Source organism: Humisphaera borealis, assembly GCF_015169395.1.
Classification (GTDB): Bacteria; Planctomycetota; Phycisphaerae; order Tepidisphaerales; family Tepidisphaeraceae; genus Humisphaera; species Humisphaera borealis.
This window is the reverse complement of the sequence record NZ_CP063458.1, coordinates 3,975,212-3,996,969: the sequence shown is the minus strand read 5'-3', so window position 1 is coordinate 3,996,969 and position 21,758 is coordinate 3,975,212. Positions and strand designations below refer to the sequence as shown.

The window sequence follows — 21,758 nt, the reverse complement described above, 5'->3', positions numbered from 1 at the left end:
TAGTGGGGTGATCGAGCGGCAGGGCGGTAGCGTATCCAGTCTGCCGTCGCGGCCCCGTTCAGGGCAATCCGCCAACCGCTGGCATTACCCCGTGTCGGGGTTGATAATGCCTGACAGGAACGATCGATTGGTTGGTCCTCCGACAAAGGGAGTATCGCGTGTCGCCCGGCTGATGGCCGATGCGATCGAGCGCGACGATCTCGACCGTCGGGATTTCATCTTGTCCGCACCAAGGGTTGCCGTGTCGCAAAGCCCGGATTCCGGTTCATCCTTCTCCAACGCCCTTACCCCGCCCGGCGGCGCCGAAGCGATCCGCGACGGACTGCGCGGAAAATACGTCTGCCCTTTCTGCGGTTCGGTGAACGACAGCGAGCAGGGCATGTGCCCGCGCTGCACGATGGAAAACTCCGCCGCCACCCGCAAGGCCACCAAGACGCGCATCGGCCCGTGGTACGTTCTTCAGACGCGCAACCCCGCGGCCCCGGGCATGACCTGGGAGACACTGCTGTCGTTCATCCGCAAAGGCCGGGTCAAACCGCGATCGATCGTCCGCGGCCCGACGACGCACCAACTCTGGCGGTTCGCCGCGCAGGTGAAGGGGCTCAGTCGCGAGTTTGCGATCTGCTACAGCTGTGGATCGAACATCGAGACCAATGCGTCGCTCTGCCCGACCTGCAACCGGATGCAGGAGCCGCCGCCCAACCCCGATGCGCTGCTCGAAGCCAGCCGCGACGCCCAGTTGCCCAATTACGGAACACCGCCAGCGACGATCGACGGCAACGTGCTGGCCGCTTCGGGACCGGCGACGATCGTCGGACAGTTGATGCCCGGTTCACTCGCGGCATCCGCGCCCGCGGTTGTCGCACCGCCGGTGAACGAGGGGGATTTCGTCATCCCCGCATTGGGCAGTGGACAGACCCCGGGCAGGGGGGCGGCGGCGGCGTCGGGACTAGCGGCAGGTACGAATGTCGCTCCCCCGTACACCCCCGGGCCGGCGACGCCGATTCCCGTCGTGCCGCAACCCGCGGCAGCCGCGCCGACCCCGGCTCCGGCCCGCAATCGCGGCGTTCCGGCGCAGAAGCCGACCACCGAAGTGGCACCGGAGCCGTACAGCGGCATTAGCGGCGACGCGAGCTGGGCCAAGATCCCCGAAACACCCCGCGACCGCGTGCAGCCCAAGCCGGAGCGACCGAGGCCAGCCCCGCGCGGCCCGGCGACCGCCGCGCCCAACGCCGGGCAGGCCTTCAACCCTTACGCCGACGACGACGCTCCCGGCCGCCGCAACGAAGGAGACGGCGGCTTCCTTAGCGCCAAGGATCTTGCCGCGGCATTCAATCTCGGATTTGTCGGGGAAGATGACGAAGCGCCCGTTCAGCGCACCGTCCGCCAACCGGCCGCGAACCCCGCTGCGTCGCGCAACCCGACGGCAGGCGCGATGGGCGTTCCTGGGGGCGTTCCCGGCTACCCCGCGCCGGCACGAAGCCGCTTCCGTGGTCTCAAGATCTTCCTGTTGTTGCTGATGCTCGCCGCGGCGGGTTTTGGCGTTGCGGTCGCGGTCAATCCCGAGCTCTTCGACACCACCAAGGCCTGGGTCAAAAAGCAGATCGACAACCTCTCGAAACAGACGGAAGCCGACAAGCTCGGCGATCAACCCCGCAAGACCAGCAATCAGCCCAAGCCCGCGGCCACCCGGCCCACGGACGATATCGTCCGTCCCGGCGTTACAAACCCGGGTGTTCCAAATCCTGGTCTTTCCAATCCCGGTATTACTGGCGAACGGCCAACCGCAACACCGGGCACCACGCCGCCGGCTGGTCTCGGGGTTACGCCCGCTCAGAAGGTTTTCAGTGAGGCGATGGACCTGGAAGACACAGACCCGGCCAAGGCGCTCGAGAAGTACAAGCGGATGAAGGTCGAGTACCCGCGCGAGGAATGGCCGGCGCTGCTGGAAACAGCCATCAAGCGTGTCGAAGGCAAGCTCGGCGTACGCCCGCCGGGATGAGCCAAGTCAGGCGCAGCAAAGCGACGAGCGGGCGATGTCCGGTGCACGAGTTTCGCGACTGGAAAAGAGAAGTGACGCCTCAGGCGGCGGGGGTGACCACGAGGCTCGCGATGCGATCCATCATGCCTTGCAGGCATGCACATTCCGTGCAGAACACACGATCGACCTTCGCGCCCGCCACATAAACGCCGGGGGCGACACACACGCAGTGTGCGATCGAATATCGAATCGCGACCTTCGAGCCGGATGAACTGGTCAGGCGAATCAGAAACTGAGTGCCTTGCCCCAGCGGTTGATTCGCCGAGAACCCAAGGCCAGTGAGGGAGATGTCGCGAATCCAGACGTCGATCGGCCGTGTGCCGGCGTCGCCGACGATGTTCGGAACGATCTGCTGGCGCATCCGCACGCCGACCCGCGGCTCGCTGCGTTGCTGCCGGCCGGTGACAGCTTCTGCGCACAGAAGACTGTTGAGCTGTTCGTATAGCTTCAGACTCAGTTGCATAGGGCCGATCCCGCCCGTGGCATCGGCCATCGGTTCGGGTGACTGAATCTGCCGCACGTCAATCTTGGGGAACCCCTACGGATTATCGCCACGTCAGCAATGGAGAAACTCGCACACCTGTTAACGGACGTCGTTGGAATGCTCACCGTATCGAGGGCGGCGGCAGCAGACCAATGAATAAACCGCATGTAAAGGCAGGTGCGGGCATTGGTGAAATGAATGCTTACGAGCCTGCGGGCGGGTACGCCGACGCGCCATGCCGAACAACGGGCGGGACCCGATTCCGCTATTTTGGATTCGAGTCCCGAAGCTCTTTGATCCAGATGTTCGCAAATTGCACCGTATCCCCGTGGTGTTGAAGCGCGATCTTTCCCCTGGCGGGTACGCCGGGCAGTTGGGCGTTCTCGAGGACGGTTTGGCCGTTGAGCAGGACCGTCAGGCGGTCGCCTTTCATCGTGATGATGAAACGGTTCCATGCACCGGGCTTCTTGTCGGCGACGACTTTGGGCGTGACGCCGGCGCGAACTTCCGGCGGCTGACTCGGGTCGGTGCGATAGCCGTAGACTTCGCCGCTCCCGATCGGCCAGCACCACATGTTCACCTGGGCTTTGCTGGTGCCGCGCAGATAGACGCCGCTGTCGCCGGCGTCATCGACGCTGACCATCTTGTCGGTGCCGTCGGCGTTTTTGGCGACCTCGCCAGTGGGAAGGATGACCTGTCGGTCGGTCTTCTTCGGCTTTCCGGTAAGCCGCCAGTCCACCATCAGTTCGAAATCGCCGTACTCTTTTTCGCTCCAGAGATTCTTGTCCTTGGCGTCGCTCTTGCCGTCGTAGTCGAGCGTCCAGTCCTTTGGCGTCCAATGTCCTTTGTGGCCGTCGTCGGCGACCCAGCCCGCCAGGTCGATCCCGTTGTAAAGCAGGGAGTAGCCGGGATCGACCCGGGCGGTCTGCTCGGGCTTGGCACCGGTGCTGGGAAGTTCCTTGATGCGGATGTTGCGGAAGTGGCAAAGTGCCCCCTCGGATTCGAGGCAGATGTAGCCTTTGCGCGGATTGCATTCCTTGCCGCCGGAGACTTCCTTGCCGTTGACGGACAGTTTGATCACGCCGTCGTTGCAGACGACGCGGTAATGGTTCCATTCGCCCAGCGGTTTGACGCGCTCTTCGCTCGGCAGGCAGCGAGAGCCGCCGAAGGGATGCGGCCGGTCGGGGATCATGGTCGCGCCGTGGATCGGAAACACGTCGCCATGCCCGGTGGCCTTGCCCTTGGCAGACGGGTGCAGTTCGACGTACCCGTGGTCGAGGATCTGCACTTCAACGCCACGGGCGAAGGGCGTGCCTGGGGCATTGATGCCATCGCCCCAGATGAACAGCCCGGCGTTGCCGCCTTTTTCGTGGTGTTTCCACTCGAGTTCGATGATGAAGTTTTCGTACATGCGGTCGGTCCGCATGACGCCGGTCGGCTTGCCGGTCGACACGATGATGCCGTCCTTGACCGTGAACGTGCCGGGATGGACGTTCATCGGCACCCAGTTGGAAAGGTCTTTGCCATTGAACAGGGGGAGGAAGCCCTCGGCATCCGCAGGAAGGTCTGCAGCCGCGGCCCGAAGCGGAACGTGGCCGTGGAAGACACTGACCAGCGGCGCGAATATCACCAAGATCCAGACCGAGCTGTATCGCTTCACAATTGGCTCCGTAGTCCGATCCCGGTGAGATCGGCGGCATGACCGTAAGAGGACTCGCCAGATCGATCTTCCAGCGGCAGAGCGGGATCCGACGCGGTGTTCATCCGTTCAGTCACTAGGGCGGCGATCGCAAGGGTGCAGTACAGCATGAAGACGGTATTCGTCACGAGCGCGATGAGATAGGCCTCAAACGCCCATACCACGGTGAACTGGACCATGCTGGCGACAGCAAGATCGACCGCAGGCCCGTATGGCCCCGGATTGCGGTGGCGCGACAATCGGAAAGCCGACCGAAAAAGCAGGAACATGGTGATCGCCAGTGCCGACAACCCGACCAGTCCGCTTTGAGCAGCCACGCAGACGTACGAGCTCTCCACGGCGTTGCCGTCCATGGATGTCCCGATCAGCGGGGAGTCGTAGAAGTACTGCATCGCCGCCATCCAACCGTCCGAGCGGGTGTTGTTGGTGCGAAAAACGTTGTCGCGGGCGGTGGCCAGATCCTTTTCGGCTACGGAGAGAACGGCGAGAAAAATGACGAAGAGAACGGCTCCCGTGGCGGCAAGCGCACCGAATCGCCTGCGGAAAAACACGGAAGTGCCGACGACGAGCGTAAGCACCGCGGTGCGCGAACCCGTAAAGACGAGGAATGTCGCAGCGGCGCCACCGACGATGGCGTGAAAAAGGCGCGAATTGAATGAGTTGCCGCGGTCAGCGGCGAGGAGAAGGCAGAAGGGGAACGCCAGCGCTAAGATGATGCCCGTGCGCTGGGGATTGTCCGCCACGCCGGTCAGTCGGTTTGAAACAAACGCCGCATCGCGATCGATTACGAGCACTAGCACCGTCGAAACGCAGAAGATCAATGAAAACCACGAGACGGCCCGCGCCATGCTGCGTATCTGAACTTCGTCATACAGCCATCGAGACAGTCCGGCGCCAAGAATCAAGAGCACGCTGCCATAGATCGCGACTCCGACTATTCCCCGCTCGGGAAGTCCGCCTGCAAGTTGTCGCAATGCGATCAGGGCTTGGATAGCGAACGTCCCTATCGCCACCGGATGAACAGCGTGCAACCGCTGCCATGGCATCGGCTTCATCGACGCAATCGCGATGATCAAAAGACAGGCAACGCCGAGCGGCTGGGTCAATGAAGCGATGACCGAAAACGGAGCGGGTAGTGCTACCACGTCGACCAGGTCGACCGTGCCACCTGACCGGTTGTAGGCGAAAGTCGACAGAAAGATCGAGATCGTCAGGGCAACCCACTTGAATCGATCGACCGCAAGAACTGCCGTCGCAAGCATGACCATCGCAACGACAAGCATGACCCCGCTCGGTGTGGAGAGCCGTTGCAGGTAATACTGGATCACGTTTCCCGAAAATGATTGCTGCGCGATCGCGTACATGCTCGTCCTTAAGTTCGCCGGCGACACTTGTTCGTCTGAGCGACTGCCGCGCGGGTTTCGAAGCCCGTCGACGGTTGCGATTTCGGCGACATCGTTCGGCAAACGGCTCGCGCCGTCATGCGAGTTCGGAACCTCGATCGATCACTTCCTTGCCGCGACGGCGGCCCGAATTTCCTCCACGAACGCCCCCGTCTCCACCACGCCCTTGTCACCCTCGGTGCGATGCCGCACCGCTACCTTGCCCTCGGCGGCTTCCTTTTCGCCGATGACCAGCATGTAGGGCGTCTTGGCCATCGACGCCAGGCGAATCTTCGCGCCGATCTTGTCTCCGCCAAGGTCGGCCTCGGCGCGGATGCCCGCGGTCTTCAACTTTGCCGCTACTTCCGCCGCGTACGCCTGAGACTTCTCGCTCACGTTCAACACCGCGACCTGCACCGGGGCGAGCCACAGCGGGAACGCGCCGGCGAAGTGTTCGATCAGCACGCCGATGAATCTCTCCATCGACCCAAACGGGGCCCGATGAATCATCACCGGCCGATGCGGTTGGTTATCGGAGCCGGTGTAGCTCAGGTCGAACCGCTGGGGCAACTGATAGTCCACCTGCACGGTGCCGAGCTGCCATTCGCGGCCGATGACGTCCTTGATGACGAAATCGATTTTCGGACCATAGAACGCTGCCTCGCCCGGCTCGGTGGTGAACGGCACGCCCAGGGTCGCCGCGGCATCCTTGCACGCCTTCTCGGCCTTGTCCCACTGGTCGGCCGATCCGACGTACTTCGCCGAATCCGGGTCGCGCAGGCCAACGCGCACGCGATATTCGTTCATTCCGAGGGTTCCGAGAACAATCTTCACCAACTCCAAACACCCGGCGATTTCGGCAGGAATCTGTTCTTCGGTGCAGAACAGATGGGCGTCGTCCTGGGTGAATCCGCGCACGCGGGTCATCCCGCCAAGTTCGCCGGACTTCTCCCAGCGATAGACGGTGCCGAACTCCGCCAGGCGGATCGGCAGGTCGCGATAGCTGCGCTGTTCGCTCGAATAGATCTTGATATGCATCGGGCAGTTCATCGGCTTCAGCAGGTAGCCGTCGACTTCGCCCTTCTCCATGCGGTTGCTCAGCTCGCCGCAGGAGCAACCCTCTTTCGATAATGCTTCGATGAGTTCGCGGTCCACCAGCGGCGGGAACTGGCTCTCGCGGTAGTACGGGTAATGGCCGCTGGTCTTGTAGAGCCCGAGCCGGCCGATGTGCGGGGTAAAGACCTGCGAGTAGCCCTGCCGCCGCAGGTGTTCGCCGATGAAGTTCTGCAACTCCTGCCGGACGATCGCGCCCTTGGGCTTCCAGAGCACCAGCCCCTGGCCGACGGCGTCGTCGATTGCGTAGAGCCCGAGCTGCGGGCCGAGCACGCGATGGTCGCGCTTCTTGGCTTCCTCGATCTGCTTCTGATGCGCTTCCAGGTCCTTCTTGTCGAAAAACGCCGTGCCATAGATGCGGGTGAGCTGCTCGCGGTCGCTGTCGCCACGCCAGTACGCCCCGGCGGTGCTCAGCAGCTTGAACGCCTTGATTCGCCCGGTGCTCGGAATATGCGGCCCGCGACAGAGGTCGGTGAAGTCACCCTGGCGATAGATGCTGACCGACTTCTCGCCTGCCGCCGCAAGCTCGTCGATGATCTCGTCCTTAAATCGCTGGCTCTCGGCGTGCAGCAGTTCCTTCGCCTTGGCCGGTTCGACCTCTTCCCGGCTGAACTTGTAGTCAGCGGCGATGATCTTCTGCATCTCCGCTTCGATCTTCGGCAGGTCGTCCGCCGAGATGGTGACCCCAGTGGGGAACTCGAAGTCGTAGAAGAACCCGCTGTCGATCACCGGGCCGATGGTGTACTGCAACTTCGCCCCGTACAGATGTCGCAGTGCCTGGGCCAGCACGTGGGCGGTACTGTGCCGCATGACGTACAGGCCGTCGGCGTCGCGATCGGTGATGATCGAGACTTCGTGCGATCCGGTGAGCGGATAAGAGACGTCGACAAGCTTGCCATTGACCTTGCCCACGATCGCCGCCTGAGCCAGGCGCTTGCCGATCGACTCGGCCAGTTGCAGAACGGTCGAGCCGTCGGGGAGTTCGCGAATGCTGCCGTCGGGAAGTTTGATCGATGCCATGGTCGTTGTACCTCGTCGCCCACCAACTCTGAACGCCAGCCGTCGGCGGCCGGCCAGCATCGGCCGGGTTGGGCATTGTCCTGAAATCGTCGAGATTCGCTATGGGGAGCCAGCGCGTCGAGCGTGCTGATTTAAACAGCGCTGAGCTGTCGCGACTCAAGTCTCGGCCGTCACCTTCGGCCGTCTGGCTTGCGGCTCCCGGGCTACCCACTTATTGCACGCTCAATTTATCGGACGTCCTTATTTTATAGGATGTTACAAACGGAATTTTCTTCCAGACTTCACCCGGCGAGTTGGGTAGAGTTCGGCCCTGAAAGGAGCGCTCAGTTATGGCGCAACGCACCACACGTGGCGTTCGACGAACCGGAAAACGTCGATCGGCCGTACCACCCAGTGGATCTTTCGGACAACTCTTCGCCAAGCTTTCCGGAGCATCGGCGAAACTGTCCAAATCCCGTCGTCGCGTTCGCGGTTGGTGAGAACCACTCTCACAAACCCGAATGTCAGACCTTTCAGGACGGCGCTCCCCACGGGCGCCGTCCTGATGCATTGGTGAGGGCCATATGCTCCCTCGCACCCTTGGCATCCGTTGCCCCAGTATCACCGCTCGATTTCTAAGGTAAGTCCTTACCAGTGCTGTTTCCCCGACCGTTGAAATGTATTCGAGCGACTGACGTCCGGTGTGATAGACTACCGGTCCGTCCGAGCAGCCGGGCTTTTCTGTTTTGGCGGATTTTTGGGAAGTTCAGTCATTAGGTCAGGGTCTACAAGGATCGGAAGCCGGGCCCCGTCACAGGGTCGCATTTCATTTCCTTCCAATCCCTACATCAGGTGGAGCGCATATGTCGAACCGTGCACGCGAGGCGGTGAAGAAGTCGTCGATCTCTCAAAGCAATCTGGTCCGTGCCTGCATCGGCGCGGTCGAAACGCTCGAACGCCGACAGCTCTTTTCTGCCGCCCTTGAAGCCGGCGTCTGGCAGATTCGCGGCGACGCGACCGGCGACGTGATCGTCGTTGAAGCGGTCCCCGGCGATGCGACGAGCCTGCGCGCGGTCATCAATGGCGCGGTCGCGGGCACGGTCACCGCCGCCGACGTCGCCTCGATCGATCTCGACGCCGGCGCGGGCGACGACCGCGTCACCCTCCGCCTGGAAGCCGCCAACTCGTCGGCGACGCTTCGCGCGTCGGCGGCGGCCATTCAGGTCCGCGGCGGCGACGGCGACGACCGGCTCTTTGGCTCCAGCCTTGGCGAGACATTCTACGGCGGGGCGGGTAACGACCGCATCGACGGCGGCGGCGGTGACGACGTCATCTACGGCGACGACGGCAACGACAACCTCAGCGGCGGCGACGGCAACGACGACCTCTTTGCCGGGGCCGGCAACGACGTCGTCGCCGGCGGCTGGGGCGACGACGACCTTCACGGCGATATCGGCAAGGACCGTCTCAGCGGCGGCCACGACGACGACAACCTCCAGGGTGACAAAGGTGCCGACAAGCTCTTTGGCGGCAAGGGCGTCGATAACCTCGACGGCGGAAAGGGCACCGACCGCGTCTACGCCGAGAACGGCGTCGATCATGTCGGCCCCGTCGGAGGACCAACGCCGGGCGTGAAAGCCGGACGCGACCGCCTCAGCGTCGACGACACCCACGAATCAACACTCCGCCAGACCACCGACGCCGAACTGAAACAGTGGCTCGTCGATGCCGCCGTAAAGCAATGGTCCTGGGCGTTCGGCAAGGCGACCAATCCCTGGATTTACTACTGGGGCCGTGGTGGTGAAGTCGCAATCAAAGCTGGCGTCCTGAATGACGTTACGAATGGTGGCGTCAGTCCCACCCCGGCACCGCCTGCCTCTCCGCCGCCGCCGCAAGCTTCACCCACCACCAACGGCAACGTTCCCGATGCGTCGTCCACCAACACCCAGGTCGCCGGCGTGGACGAAGCCGATCTGGTCGAGACCGACGGGCATTACATCTACACACTGCAGAATGGCCAACTGGTCATCACCGATGCCGACCCTGCCGCCTCGATGAGTGTCGTACACCGCGACGACATTGACGGCTCGGCGATCGGCATCTACCTGTCCGGCGACAGGCTGACCATGCTCACCGGCTCGCTCTACTACTGGGCACAGCCCGCGACCGGCGGCATCGCGATCAGTTCGCTCATGCCGATAACGCCGGCGCAGGATCCCTTCGTCACGGTCACCGTGTTTGACGTATCGAACCCGGCGTCGCCGAGCGTCGTCGAGACGACCAAGCTCGACGGTTCCTACGGCGAATCGCGCCTGATCGGCGATCAGCTCTATGTCGTCATGCGAAATGACGCCTGGATCCCTGAACCGGAGAAGATCCCCAATCCCGATCCGGCTCCCGTCGATCCCGACCCCCAGGACCCGCCGACCAATGTCGTCGTCGACGATCCGACCGCCGGATCGCCCGGCGGCGTTTCCTCGATCTCCAAGATCGCGCCGCCCTTCTGGGGCGGCGGTGGGTATTCCGACACCATCTACGAATCCGAAGCCGCCTACCGGGCCCGCCTGGAAGCGATGACGCTGGCCGACCTGCTCCCCGGCTACACCAGCACCGCCGACGGAAAGACCACCGACGGCCCGCTCGTCAGCGCCCCCAACGCCTACGTCCGGGACCTCGGCGACAACGAGATAGGTCAGAACCTGACGACGGTCACCCTGCTGGATGTCGGCGACACCAACGGCGGACCGACCGCCACCAGCACCGTCGCCGGTTACGGCGGCACCGTCTACGCCTCGGCGGATGCGCTCTACCTGGCCGGCACGACCTGGTCCGACGACGGCGAAGAAACCCGCCTGTTCAAGTTCGGCCTCGAGGCCGATGCCGTCACCCTCCAGGCGACCGGCTCCGTCGACGGCTCGGTCCTCGACCAGTTCGGCATGGACGAGTACGCCGACACCTTCCGCATCGCCACCAACAACTGGTCCGGCGACGGACCGACGAACCATCTGTTCGTGCTCGAGCAGGTCGGCGATCAGCTCGAAACGATCGGCAGCATCAAGAACATCGCCAAGGGTGAACAGTTGCAGGCCGCCCGGTTTGACGGGCCCCGGGCTTACATCGTCACTTTCCTTCAGGTCGATCCGCTCTTCACGGTCGACCTCAGCGACGCCCGTAGTCCGAAGATCGCCGGCGAACTCAAGATCCCCGGCTATTCGAGCTACCTTCAACCGATCGGCGAGGGCCTGTTGCTCGGCATCGGTCGCGACATCGATTCCGACGGCGTGGACGACAACGGCCTGCTGTTGTCGCTGTTCGATGTGTCGGACTTCGCCCACCCGACGCGCATCGCCAAGACGACGATCGCCGACGGGTACAGCGAAGCAGAGTACGACCCCCACGCGTTCTCGTACTTCGCCGAGCAGAACATCCTTGCGGTCCCCGTCGGCAGCTACGGCGACGGCGAGTACACGCAGTCGTTGGCGGTGTTCGAAGTCGATGTGGCGGGCAAGCAGTTCAAGTCGCTCGGCAACGTCGACCCGGGCAGCGAGGTCCGGCGATCGCTCCGCATCAACGACGTGCTGTTCGCCGTCGGCGACGAGCACATCCAGGCGGTCGAGCTGCTGCACCCGGATGTCATCATCAAGACCCTCAAGACCTCAGAGTAAGCCTTCCCCGTTTAGCGGTCGCACCGAAGGCGCACTCTTCTCTCCTTGCCTTCTGCGAAAGACGCAAGAGTGCACCTGCGGTGCGACCGTTAAACAGACATCTCAACCAACAACCGGCAAGTCAGACCCGCGGTTCTGGGGTATGATGGTTCTGCCATGAATCTATCGCTCCTCCGCCAGTCGTCGTTCGTTGTGATGCTCGTCTCGACCATGATGCTGCTGTGCGGCTGCGGGTCGACAGTGGTCCCTACGACCGGTCCGCGCCCGGCGACGAGCCCGGCCGCGGTCGCGCTCTTCCAGGACCCGCCATCGAAGTATGAAGTGCTGGGGATCATCAAGACCGAAGGCTCCTTCGAATGGGAGGAGGTCGGGCAGATGCAGAAGGTGATCGACGAGTTGAAGGAAAAGGCGGCCGCGATGGGCGGCAACGGCCTGCTGCTGCAAGTGCCCGAATACCGCCTGCGTGCCGTCGGCACGTACGACGAAGAGCCCTACATCATCCCGATCGACAAGTCGAAGACACGAAACGCGATGGCGACGGCGATCTACGTGCATAAGAAGTGAGACGCGAGGCACGAAGGCAAAAGAGGCACGCAGGCACCAGGAGCAGGGCGGTCCTTCGTGCCTGCGTGCCTCCTGCCTTCGTGCCTTGCTTCTTCACCTCTCCCATCCCAGCGAACGCTCCACCGCCTGCTTCCATCGCTCGTGCAGCCGTCGGCGGTCGGACGACTTCATTTGCGGTTCCCACTGCTTGGCGGCACGCCAGTTTCGCTGCAGGTCATCGGTGTTCTTCCAGAAGCCGGTGGCCAAACCGGCGGCATAGGCGGCCCCCAAGGCGGTGGTTTCTGTGACGACCGGCCGCACCACCGGCACGCCGAGCAGGTCGGCCTGAAACTGCATCAGCAGTTCGTTCGCCGCCATGCCGCCATCGACACGAAGGACCTTCAGGTCCAGCCCGCAATCCTGCCGCATCGCATCGAGCACATCGAGCGTCTGAAATGCCGTCGCCTCCAGCACCGCGCGGGCAATGTGCCCTTTATTCGCGAAGCCGGTCAGCCCGACGATCGTTCCCCGGGCATCGCTCCGCCAGTGCGGGGCGAACAGTCCCGCGAATGCCGGTACGAAGTAGACGTCGCCGTTGTCAGGGACGCTGCGGGCGAGGGACTCGATCTCAGTGGAATCGGCGATCATGCCGAGGTTGTCGCGAACCCACTGGACGAGCGACCCGGCGACCGCGACCGAACCTTCCAGCGCGTAGCATGCCGGCTCATCGCCCAGCTTGTACGCCAGCGTCGTCAGCAGACCGCGCGTCGAGACGACCGGCTTTTCGCCGGTGTGCAACAGCATGAAACAGCCAGTTCCGTAGGTGTTCTTGGATTCGCCGGGCGTGAAGCAGGTCTGTCCGAGCATCGCCGCGTGCTGATCGCCGAGGCACCCGCAGACGGGAATCTCGCCGCCGAACGGGCCGTCGCGGCGGGTCATGCCCCACGACGCTCGATCGAGCGAGGGGACGATCCGCGGCAGCATCTGGCGCGGTACACGCATGACCTTCAGCAGTTCGTCGTCCCAATCGAGCGACGCCAGGTCCATCAGCATCGTCCGGCCGGCGTTGGTGACGTCCGTGACGTGCGCACCGCCATCGGGGCCGCCGGTAAGATGCCAGATCAGCCAGGAATCGATCGTGCCGAAGAGTGCGTCGCCCTGCTCGGCGGCGTCGCGAAGACCGTCGACGTTCTCGAGCATCCACCGCAGTTTCGGCCCGGAGAAGTAGGTCGCCATCGGCAAACCCGTTTGCTGGCGGAACCGATTCTGCCCGCCATCAGCCGAAAGCTCGTTGCACAGGTCGCGCGTACGCGTGTCCTGCCAGACGATCGCATGCGTCAGGGGCAAGCCCGTTCGGCGGTCCCACACGACGGTCGTCTCCCGCTGGTTGGTGATGCCCACCCCGGCGATGTCGGCGGCGGTTGCGTTCGCGCGGGACATCGCGCCATGGATGACATCCGAAACCCGCCGCCAGATCTCCAGCGCATCGTGCTCAACCCAGCCCGGCCGCGGATAGATCTGCCGATGTTCCAGTTGCGAAACGCTGACCGGCGACCCGGATGCATCAAATAGAATGCACCGGCTGCTGGTTGTTCCTTGATCGATAGCGGCGATCAGGCGAGGCATGAACTCTCCTACTCCCGCTCCCCCGTACTTGGGGGAGAAGGGGTTAAGCCATCTCCTTCAACCGGCTCGCCTTTGCCGCGCGATGGATCCCCGGCAGAATGTAATCTCTCGCCACCACGTCCCAGCTCATCCGGCTCGCCAGCTCGTAGCCGCGGTGAATGGTGGCCTCGAAGTCTTTTTGCGTTCGCGGCAGGCGGTTGACCAGTTCTTTGGCGACTCGCAGCGCCTCGCGGTCTTCGATGACGCCCCGTTCGTCCTTCCCCAGGCCCAGCAGCTTCTCCGGACGAATCATGCGATCAGCGAGGTTCGTATAGTCGGCGACGATCGCGTTTGGCGTTTCGCCTCCGGCGGCAGCTTCGACGAAACCGGCGCAGCCGCAGACGTTCGTGAACACGCAGATTCCACCGAAGCTGATCGGCTCCACTTGCGCGATGCCGAACGGCTCGTAGATGCTTTGGCCGAACTCGGCGTCGGAGCCCTTGCGGATGTCCATGAACTGCATGTCGGCCGCCATGCGATCACCACAGCACGAACGGTCCCAGCCGAACTGGTTGACGAAGACGACCTTCACATTGCGGGAACAGGCGTTGAACTCCTGAACGCCCGAGTAATAGTCCGCCTCGCCATGGGACAGGTCGGGGATACCTTCGCGGTGGGCCACCGGCCAGTGGTACGCCGCTTCCATCTTGCGGACGTCGTCGCCCCGGCGGGCCGGGATTTCGGTGCTCAGGGTGAACAGGACGGCTGTCTCGTTACGGTCGCGAAGAATCTCCTCGACGTATTCCAACACCTTCAGGTCGCGCCACAGCCCCTTGCTGGGAACCAGCCGAGTGACGTGCGTAAAGACATAGTCGGGTTCGAACTTCAGCAGCGCCCGGCAGTAGTTGCGCAGCTTCTGTCGGCTGGCCATCTTCTCTTCGAGCGAGATCCTCCAGTGAGGCACGCCGTTGTAGGCAATCTGGACATCGGTATGGACGAAGTCGTTGCCGAGGAAGCGTATCTCCTTCAGGGTGTAGTCGCCGACGGCGAAGATGCCGTCGCAGAAGCGGGCGGCTTTCACGAGGACGTGCTTGTAGAAGTCGGACTGGTCGCCGAACACGTCGTCGACGAACTGACCCGTCGCCATCGCCGATCGCATGACGTTGTAGAACATCGTGTCGTGGCCCGGATGCCCTTCGACGATGCGCCGGACGGTCGCGCATTCGTGGGCATGAAAGATCGTGCGGAAGTTTGAGCGGTCTCCCTCAAGAATAGCCGCCAGCGCCGTAGGCATGCCCATGTACTCATGGGCGAGGATGACGCACGGCTCATGCCCGTGGGTTGTGGCGCCCAGCGCGTGCAAGGCATCGATCGCCGGCCGCGCCAGCCGGACCCACTGCTCGTAATCCCAGGCGCCTTCGTAACGCCCGGATTCGATGCCAAACTTCTGCCACAGTTGAAACTTGAAGTCGCCGATCTGCTGAGCATCAAAACGGGCGACATCGACCAGTAGCACCTCTGCGGTCGAAACGACGCCGGTCTGCGGATCGACGAATCGGCGTCGGCCGTACACGATACCCACTTCATAGCGCTGCTCGATCTGCGCGAATCGCTCGGCGAGCGGCGAACGGTAGAGGTGATCGAGGCTGCTGTAGAGCACTTCCGCATTCGGTCCGAGTCGTTGCTCGCCGTGCCCGTCGCTCGGCCAGAAGGGACCGATCAGGATGTTGCGAGGACAATCCTTGAGATAGGTGCGGCTTGTGAGCAATCCCTGCAGGACCGCGCCGATGCCGCCAATCTTCTGAACGGCCTCGTGGGTGACGTGGACGACGGTTTGCATAGTGGGGTAAAGCCTCGCAACCAATTCGGCGTCCTCGCAACGACCGGGGATCAGAGAGCCCGGCTCGAAGTCCTGCGTTCTGCGATAGGCTATTGCCATTTGCGACGCCGAACAAGCCAACTCGGCAGAGCGAAGCACCAGCCGATCAGTCGGGTATTAGCGCATTGTTTTTGTATCGAAGGGGAGTAAGGGTATTCTCTGGACTTCACGCCCAACCGGTACGAGGACCCAGAGCCAGCATGCCACGTGTGAAACAGCCGATCTGCGTTGCCGTCATGACCATGGTTTTAATGGTCGTCTGGGTGGGTTGCGGGTGCGAGGAGCGCACGCCGATCAACCCCGTGCCGCCTCCGGCCACGGCGACTGCGCCCGCGGAAAAGCCGCTGCCCAAAATCGACGCGACGTCCATTCCGTTGCAAGAGCCAACACCGGCATTTCCCGGGTTCGCCGCCGGCCGCATCTTCCGGACCGATGGCAAACTGATTGACGACCCTTCGCTGCGGGTCGAAGTCCTCCAGACCGGCCTGCTCGACGACTCCGTCAACACCAAGGTGAGCCAGCCGATCGACGCCAGGCCCGACGGGGTGTATGTCGGCCGTCTTCAGCCCGGAACGTACCAACAGCCGTCGGCGCGAATCGAGTTTTCGTACAACAAGAACCAGTACCGTTTGCCTCTGACGCCGCGCCCGCCCGAAGCGAAACGGCAGGATGCCAGCGAAGGGGTGTCCCAGGATTTCGTGTGGAAGCTCGACGGGCAACGACCCGGCGACCGGGGCGACAAGCTTCGCCCGGAAACCTGGATCGGCGGCTCGATCTACCCCGAGTACCGCAGCTTCCGACCCGACCTCAAACGCGTCGTGCAAGCCCCTCCCCCTGGAACCAAGGTGATCTTTACTCTCATCCCCAAGACCCCGCTTCCCGACGGCACCCAGGCCAAGACCAGGACCGCCATCCGCAACTACAACGCCACCAATACGTCCTTGAACGACGGAATCATCGTGGACCTGCCGCTGGCGTTCTGGGAAGTGCGCGGGGAAGAGGTCTTCCCCGACGGCTCTCGCTCGCCGCTGCTGTTTCTACTGACCGAAGGGGCCTGGGCGGATTCGGTGACCGGTACGTTCCAGGCCGACCTGGCACGATCGGCGCTCAAGCCCGTAACCGTCACCTTTACCCGTCGCGAGTAGCGGCGCCGCCGCCGCCGACCTGCCCAGCACTGCCCGGCTGCTGCTGCGACTGAAGATCGCTGGTTTGCGACGATGGCGTCTCCACCAGCTCGATCGACTCTCCCGTCGTCTGCGGGGCCGTCCCCGACTTCTGCTTGAAGCGAACCTGCGGCAGCTTCATCACCGCCTGTCGCAGAGCCTGTTCCCACCGCACGCGAATCTTCGCCAGGTCGGGGTCGTCGGCCGGGAATCGACGCATGCGCGTCAGGTTCAGTTCATCGGTGAGGTAAACCAGCAGGTCGATCGGCGGCCCGACCGTGACATTCGACTTCATCGTCGAATCCATCGACAGCAAGGCGTACTTCGCGGCTTCTTCGAGGCTGGTCCGTTCGAAGTTAATGCCGCGATCCAGGATCGGTCTGCCGTACTTGGTCTCGCCGATCTGCAGGTAGGGGCTTTCCTCCGTCGCCTGCACAAAGTTGCCCTGCGGGTAGATCAGGAACAAACCGGGCTTCTGCCCCGCAACCTGCCCGCCGAGCAGGATGTTGACGTTAAACTTGAAGTCATCCCTTTCCAGCGCCGGACGGTCAACCGCGTCCACCCGCCGAACCTGCTCACCGACCAGACGTGCCGCGTCGTAAAGGCTGGGCGCCTTGGCGATGCCATAGCCCGCCTCAAAGTCGCGGCGCAGCAGTGTCACCACCGACTGCGTCAGCGAGAGGTTGCCGCTGGCCAGCAGCACGAACACGTGCTCACCGGGCGTGACAAAAGTGTACATCTTGCGACAGACGTTCACCTGGTCGTAGCCGGCGTTCGTACGAGAGTCGGAGGCCATCACCAACCCGGACTTGGTGACGATGCCGAGGCAATAGGTCATCGGGAGCTACATCCTTTCGAGATAGCTGCACCCGGGGGCGTGAGAACCGTCGCGAACACTCGGTATTCGACGCTTCACCACCGCACCCGGTTTCAACAGTTCCAGACATAGCCTAGAATCCGTCCAGTGTCGAACGCTCCGGCCCCAAAGTCGCTTTTCGGCTACGAAATCGTGCAGCGCATCGGCGAAGGCGCGTTCAGTGCGATCTACGCCGTCATGGACCCCAAGACGAAGCAGCTTTACGCCCTCAAACACGTCGTCCCCACCGAAGAAAAGCACCAGCGGTACATCGAACAGCTCGAAACCGAATACAAGGTCTCCCGCACCTTTCGTCACCCCGGCCTGCGCAAGTGTATCGACCTGAAGTTGAAGAAGAAGCTTTTCACCGGAACCGTGACCGAGGCCGCGCTGATCATGGAACTGGTGGACGGCGTCGCCCTCGATCGCGACATGCCCGAAGGCGTTCCCGCGATTGTAGATGTCTTCCTTAAGGTCGGTGCGGCCCTGGGAGCGGTGCATCACTATCAGTACCTTCACTGCGATACCAAGCCGAGCAACATCGTCCGCGACGCCCGCGGGAATGTGAAGCTGATCGATTTCGGCCAGGCCTGCCTCGCGGGGACGACCAAGGAGCGAGTGCAGGGCACGCCGGACTTCATCGCGCCCGAGCAGGCACGCTGCAAACAGCTCAACTACTTCACCGACGTCTACAATTTCGGCGCGACGATGTACTGGGCACTGACGCTCCGCAGGGTGCCCACGATCCTGACGGTCGCCAAGGATCAGCGCGACATCCTGAAAAACCAGGAGTACCCCGAGCCGCGCGAACTCAACCCCGCCGTGCCGCTGGAGTTGTCGGAGCTGATCATGGAATGCGTGCAGGTCGCCCCGGCGTATCGGCCGCAGACGATCGACGAAGTCCTCCAGCGGCTGAAGCCATTCGGCACGCAGATCGGCCAGAAATAGGCACGATCAAAGGCTCATCAGTGACACGGGCTTCCAGCGCTGCCAGCCCGCGCGGGCGATGTTGGCGTCGAAGATCGTTCACACGTCAGCAATCAGATCCGATCGCAGAAAACGCTAAGTGGGCTGATATGCGGAACGTTCGAACCACAACGTCGCCAGCACGGGCTGGAAGCCCGTGTCACTGATGGGCCGTCTATATCCCGGCAATCTCGACTCCCCACTGATCCCCTTCCAATTCGCGCATCGTGATCGTTACCGGCAGAAACTTCTGCACGATGTCGATGTTGGTGCGCGTGTGTTCCGTCGGCCGGCCGGTGACGAACGACCCGCCGCCCGCCATCGCCAACGGAATCAGGAGTTGATCGGCCAGGTGCTCGCCGACGGGCGCACCGGCGGCGAGATACGCGCGGGCCTGCTTGATGCACCGCTCGGCGACAGCCTCGGCGCGAACGCCTCGCTCGCCGAACGCGGTGAACACCTCCGTCACCTGACCGTCGCCGATCTCTATCATCACGACGTTGCCCGGCCCACAGTCACCGGGGAGCTGGCGGATCTGGAAGCAGTCCGGCTCCCACGAGAATCCTCTGCGCAACGTCTCCAGTTCGCGCATGCCGATCTCGCCCGGCAAACCGGCGACCAGCGCGACCGCGCGGCGGTGGGTGATCTCCAGGCGTTTCGTGATCTCAATCGCATCGAGCTTTGCCGACGGCGTGATTGCCGCCGTCCACCGCCCGCCGCCGGCGGGGTAGAAGCCGTACCGGTCCAGCGTGACTGCAACGCTCGGCCCCATCCGGTTCACGACCGCGAGGAACGACTTTTCCAGAAAATCGACCGGCGGCGCAAAGATGTTGTGCGTGCCGCCTTCCAGCGTAATCGTGCTCGGCGAAGCCGCCCTCAGCAGCGCCGGCAGGACCGCCTGTAATACGAGCGTCGTACTGCCGGCGGTCCCGACCGAGAACGTGTAATCCCCCGGCCGCACCGTGCCCGGCTTGAACGTAAGTTCCGACGAACCGACCGCCGCGCCGACGACCTCCGCCGAGCAGACCTGCGCCGCCGCCAGCACGCACGTCAGGTGCTGCCGCATAAGCCCCGGCTTGTCACGGTTGGCGCGAATCCGCGTGATGCGGAACGGCGTCCCGGTGAGCATGGAAAGGCCCAGCGACGTGCGAAGCACCTGCCCGCCGCCCTCGCCTTGTGAGCCGTCGATGGTGATCATGATCGTCCCCGTACAGAGAAAATTCGTCAGCCCGAGCCGAGCGTCCGTGACACGGGTTTCCAACCCGTGCGAGCTGCGCCACGCCGCGGTCAGACGCCAATCCTCAGTGATCCATTCGCCAACGATGCCAGAAGCGATCGATGAGAGCCGCACTGAGGATGAACGATAACCTGCGACCGCACGTAACTCGCACGGGTTGGAAACCCGTGTCACGGACACCTGCTCAATCATCCGCCTTGTCGCCGTCCTTGATGACGAAGCGCGCCTTCAGCCGCGCGACTTCACTCGCCAGTCCCGCCAGCGCGACGCTCTTCAGGACTTCGTTGAAATCCTTGTACGCCGCCGGCGCCTCGTCCTTGGGGTACTGACGGCAATTGCTCAGGATATCGTGCTCGTGCATCTCCGAGTCGATCGTTCCCTGGTCCAGCCGGCGGATCGCCTCCTTGCGGCCCATCGCCCGGCCGGCGCCGTGGTTCACGCTGTAACAGCTCAGCGCTGCGCCCGCGTCGGCGACCATCACCGCCGAGCCGTCGCGCGGATTTCCCGGCAGCAGGATCGGATGTCCGGTCGCTTCGAACGGCGTTCCCTTGAGCGCGTGGTGCCCGCCGGGGAACGCGCGCGTCGCGCCCTTGCGGTGCACCCACGCCGGCCGGTTGTCCACGATCTCCTGCCGGGCGATGTTGTGGCTGATGAAGTACACCAGGTCTCCCTTAATGCCGGGGAACACCGACTCAAACGCCTCCAGCACCATCGCGTTGATCAGCATGTGGTTGACCGTCGCGAAGTTCGCACCCAGCGCCAGGTCGTCCAGGTACGCGTCGGCCTCGGGGGTTCCGAGCGGAGCGTAGACCAGCTCCTTGTCGCCGCCGGGCAGCGGGATGTCCCAGCGGGCGAACATCGCCTGCAGCGCCTTGAACTGCCCGCTCGCCAGCACGTTGCCGAGCCCGCGCGATCCGCAGTGCGACAGGAACGCAGTCTTGCCGTGGCGAAGGCCGAAGACATCGGCCACGGCGCGGGCCCGGTCGTTGTCGGCCACTTCCACCGCTTCGCACTCGCCGAAGTGGTTCCCGCCGCCGTAGCTGCCGAGCTGGTTGACCTTGATGTCGAAGTTCTTCACCACGCCGGCGTGAAGGAGCCACTCAAGCCGCTCGCCGAGCGTTCCCGCCGACCCGTCATGGGCAACGTGGAACGAATCCTCGCACCGATCCGCCCAGCGCGGCGGAATCCCGAGCTGTGCGCAGACCGATGCCGAAGCGCCTTCGATCACCGCCTGCTTTCCCAGGTCGACAGAGATCTTGCGGCCGTGCTTGAGCGACGACTGTCCCCGCCCCGCGCCGGTCGGCAGGCGCTGGCAGATTTCTTCGATCAGCTTCCGGCGGACCTTCTTATCGGCGATTTCCTCGACCGGCAGATCGAATTGCAGAAGGCTCATCGAGCACTTCATGTCGACGCCCACCGGGCCGGGATAGATGTGCGTCGGCGAGACCAGCACCGACCCGACCGGCGCGCCGTAGCCGGCGTGCGCATCGGGGTTCAGCACCAGGTCGGTCACGCCGGGCGCACCGCGGCTGTTGAGCGCCTGCTGAAGGCAGATCGCATCGAACCCGTTGCGGATAGCTTCGGTCCCGATGACGGTGATCGGCTTGCCGTACGAGTTGCGCGCTGGCAAAAATCCCACGGCGTCGCCGGTGGCGGTGATCGGGGGCTTGGGGGTGGTGGGGTCGATATACATGTTCGTTCTCGTAGGACGGGCATTGCCCGCCGGACTGATTGTTCCTTACCACGTTACACAGATGAGGGATCGCAACCGTAGTTCCGCGTTTCTTCAGCGGGTAGTGCCCGCCCTACACAGGCATTCCGCTCGTACAAGGTGCGACAAGGCGTTGTCCAGACGAGTGCTCTACCATTGAGCTACGGCCCCGAACCGAGAAAATGGAGCCGACGGGACTCGAACCCGCAACATGTAGTCCGAACAGCATTCGCACCGCGTACCACTGAAATCGGCCATCACGACAAGGGTTGGAGAAACGAGACTTGCGCTCTAACCAACTGAGCTACACCTTTACGGTGGCGGGACTCGAACCCGCGACCTCAAGTTTAAATGTAGTTCCTCCGGCATTCGCAAAGGCCAATCCCACCATTTCTGTTTTAGACCATCTTCAAGC

At 63.3% G+C, this 21,758-nt stretch carries 14 protein-coding genes; 5 read left to right on the top strand and 9 right to left on the bottom strand.

What is annotated here, in order from left to right:
• Positions 1 to 127 precede the first annotated feature (127 nt).
• Positions 128 to 2,002: a hypothetical protein gene (locus IPV69_RS14920; RefSeq protein ID WP_206290486.1), complete on the top strand. Its 1,875-nt coding sequence runs from the start codon at positions 128 to 130 to the stop codon at positions 2,000 to 2,002.
• Between the two features lie 79 nt (positions 2,003 to 2,081).
• Here the strand turns inward: IPV69_RS14920 and IPV69_RS14915 are convergent, their stop codons facing one another.
• The 4 genes from IPV69_RS14915 to thrS form a co-directional block, all read right to left on the bottom strand.
• Complete coding sequence (locus IPV69_RS14915; protein WP_206290485.1) at positions 2,082 to 2,534, bottom strand: PilZ domain-containing protein; 453 nt, start codon at positions 2,532 to 2,534, stop codon at positions 2,082 to 2,084.
• 256 nt (positions 2,535 to 2,790) lie between these two features.
• Positions 2,791 to 4,185 carry a 3-keto-disaccharide hydrolase gene (locus IPV69_RS14910; protein ID WP_206290484.1) on the bottom strand — a complete coding sequence of 465 codons (1,395 nt, stop codon included), beginning with the start codon at positions 4,183 to 4,185 and terminating at the stop codon, positions 2,791 to 2,793.
• A complete protein-coding gene (locus IPV69_RS14905; RefSeq protein ID WP_206290483.1) occupies positions 4,182 to 5,588 on the bottom strand; it encodes an O-antigen ligase family protein in 1,407 nt (468 codons plus the stop codon). The genes IPV69_RS14910 and IPV69_RS14905 overlap by 4 nt, the downstream gene beginning before the upstream one ends.
• A gap of 141 nt (positions 5,589 to 5,729) precedes the next feature.
• Positions 5,730 to 7,739 carry a threonine--tRNA ligase gene (thrS, locus tag IPV69_RS14900; RefSeq protein ID WP_206290482.1) on the bottom strand — a complete coding sequence of 670 codons (2,010 nt, stop codon included), beginning with the start codon at positions 7,737 to 7,739 and terminating at the stop codon, positions 5,730 to 5,732.
• 842 nt (positions 7,740 to 8,581) lie between these two features.
• Between thrS and IPV69_RS14895 the strand changes: the two genes are divergently transcribed.
• Complete coding sequence (locus tag IPV69_RS14895; protein ID WP_206290481.1) at positions 8,582 to 11,383, top strand: beta-propeller domain-containing protein; 2,802 nt, start codon at positions 8,582 to 8,584, stop codon at positions 11,381 to 11,383.
• A gap of 156 nt (positions 11,384 to 11,539) precedes the next feature.
• On the top strand, positions 11,540 to 11,947 hold the full coding sequence (locus IPV69_RS14890; protein WP_206290480.1) for a hypothetical protein: 408 nt from the start codon (positions 11,540 to 11,542) through the stop codon (positions 11,945 to 11,947).
• A gap of 93 nt (positions 11,948 to 12,040) precedes the next feature.
• Here IPV69_RS14890 and glpK read toward each other — a convergent pair whose 3' ends face one another.
• Together glpK and IPV69_RS14880 are read right to left on the bottom strand one after the other, a co-directional pair.
• Complete coding sequence (glpK, locus tag IPV69_RS14885; protein ID WP_206290479.1) at positions 12,041 to 13,552, bottom strand: glycerol kinase GlpK; 1,512 nt, start codon at positions 13,550 to 13,552, stop codon at positions 12,041 to 12,043.
• 43 nt (positions 13,553 to 13,595) lie between these two features.
• Positions 13,596 to 15,371 (bottom strand): glycosyltransferase family protein, encoded by a 1,776-nt coding sequence (locus IPV69_RS14880; protein ID WP_206290478.1) that lies wholly within the window; start codon positions 15,369 to 15,371, stop codon positions 13,596 to 13,598.
• Between the two features lie 239 nt (positions 15,372 to 15,610).
• On the opposite strand from IPV69_RS14880, the gene IPV69_RS14875 reads away from it, so the two are divergent.
• Positions 15,611 to 16,555, top strand: coding sequence for a hypothetical protein (locus tag IPV69_RS14875; protein WP_206290477.1), 945 nt, complete (start codon positions 15,611 to 15,613; stop codon positions 16,553 to 16,555).
• Here IPV69_RS14875 and IPV69_RS14870 read toward each other — a convergent pair.
• Positions 16,539 to 17,411: a hypothetical protein gene (locus IPV69_RS14870; RefSeq protein ID WP_206290476.1), complete on the bottom strand. Its 873-nt coding sequence runs from the start codon at positions 17,409 to 17,411 to the stop codon at positions 16,539 to 16,541. The two genes, IPV69_RS14875 and IPV69_RS14870, sit on opposite strands and share 17 nt — an antisense overlap.
• Before the next feature lie 126 nt (positions 17,412 to 17,537).
• On the opposite strand from IPV69_RS14870, the gene IPV69_RS14865 reads away from it, so the two are divergent.
• The gene (locus IPV69_RS14865; protein ID WP_206290475.1) at positions 17,538 to 18,377 is read left to right on the top strand and encodes a serine/threonine protein kinase; all 840 of its coding nucleotides are present in this window, start codon (positions 17,538 to 17,540) and stop codon (positions 18,375 to 18,377) included.
• A 193-nt stretch (positions 18,378 to 18,570) separates the two neighbouring features.
• Here IPV69_RS14865 and rtcA read toward each other — a convergent pair whose 3' ends face one another.
• On the bottom strand, positions 18,571 to 19,593 hold the full coding sequence (gene rtcA, locus IPV69_RS14860) for an RNA 3'-terminal phosphate cyclase (protein WP_206290474.1): 1,023 nt from the start codon (positions 19,591 to 19,593) through the stop codon (positions 18,571 to 18,573).
• A 223-nt stretch (positions 19,594 to 19,816) separates the two neighbouring features.
• Positions 19,817 to 21,325 carry an RtcB family protein gene (locus tag IPV69_RS14855; RefSeq protein WP_206290473.1) on the bottom strand — a complete coding sequence of 503 codons (1,509 nt, stop codon included), beginning with the start codon at positions 21,323 to 21,325 and terminating at the stop codon, positions 19,817 to 19,819.
• Positions 21,326 to 21,758 lie beyond the last annotated feature (433 nt).

Bases quoted from the DNA above. Each gene is read 5' to 3' on its own strand.
- IPV69_RS14915 (WP_206290485.1), bottom strand. From the start codon at position 2,534: ATGGCCGATGCCACGGGCGGGATCGGCCCTATGCAACTGAGTCTGAAG.
- IPV69_RS14905 (WP_206290483.1), bottom strand. From the start codon at position 5,588: ATGTACGCGATCGCGCAGCAATCATTTTCGGGAAACGTGATCCAGTAT.
- thrS (WP_206290482.1), bottom strand. From the start codon at position 7,739: ATGGCATCGATCAAACTTCCCGACGGCAGCATTCGCGAACTCCCCGAC.
- IPV69_RS14895 (WP_206290481.1), top strand. From the start codon at position 8,582: ATGTCGAACCGTGCACGCGAGGCGGTGAAGAAGTCGTCGATCTCTCAA.
- IPV69_RS14890 (WP_206290480.1), top strand. From the start codon at position 11,540: ATGAATCTATCGCTCCTCCGCCAGTCGTCGTTCGTTGTGATGCTCGTC.
- glpK (WP_206290479.1), bottom strand. From the start codon at position 13,552: ATGCCTCGCCTGATCGCCGCTATCGATCAAGGAACAACCAGCAGCCGG.
- IPV69_RS14880 (WP_206290478.1), bottom strand. From the start codon at position 15,371: ATGCAAACCGTCGTCCACGTCACCCACGAGGCCGTTCAGAAGATTGGC.
- IPV69_RS14875 (WP_206290477.1), top strand. From the start codon at position 15,611: ATGCCACGTGTGAAACAGCCGATCTGCGTTGCCGTCATGACCATGGTT.
- IPV69_RS14870 (WP_206290476.1), bottom strand. From the start codon at position 17,411: ATGACCTATTGCCTCGGCATCGTCACCAAGTCCGGGTTGGTGATGGCC.
- rtcA (WP_206290474.1), bottom strand. From the start codon at position 19,593: ATGATCACCATCGACGGCTCACAAGGCGAGGGCGGCGGGCAGGTGCTT.
- IPV69_RS14855 (WP_206290473.1), bottom strand. From the start codon at position 21,325: ATGTATATCGACCCCACCACCCCCAAGCCCCCGATCACCGCCACCGGC.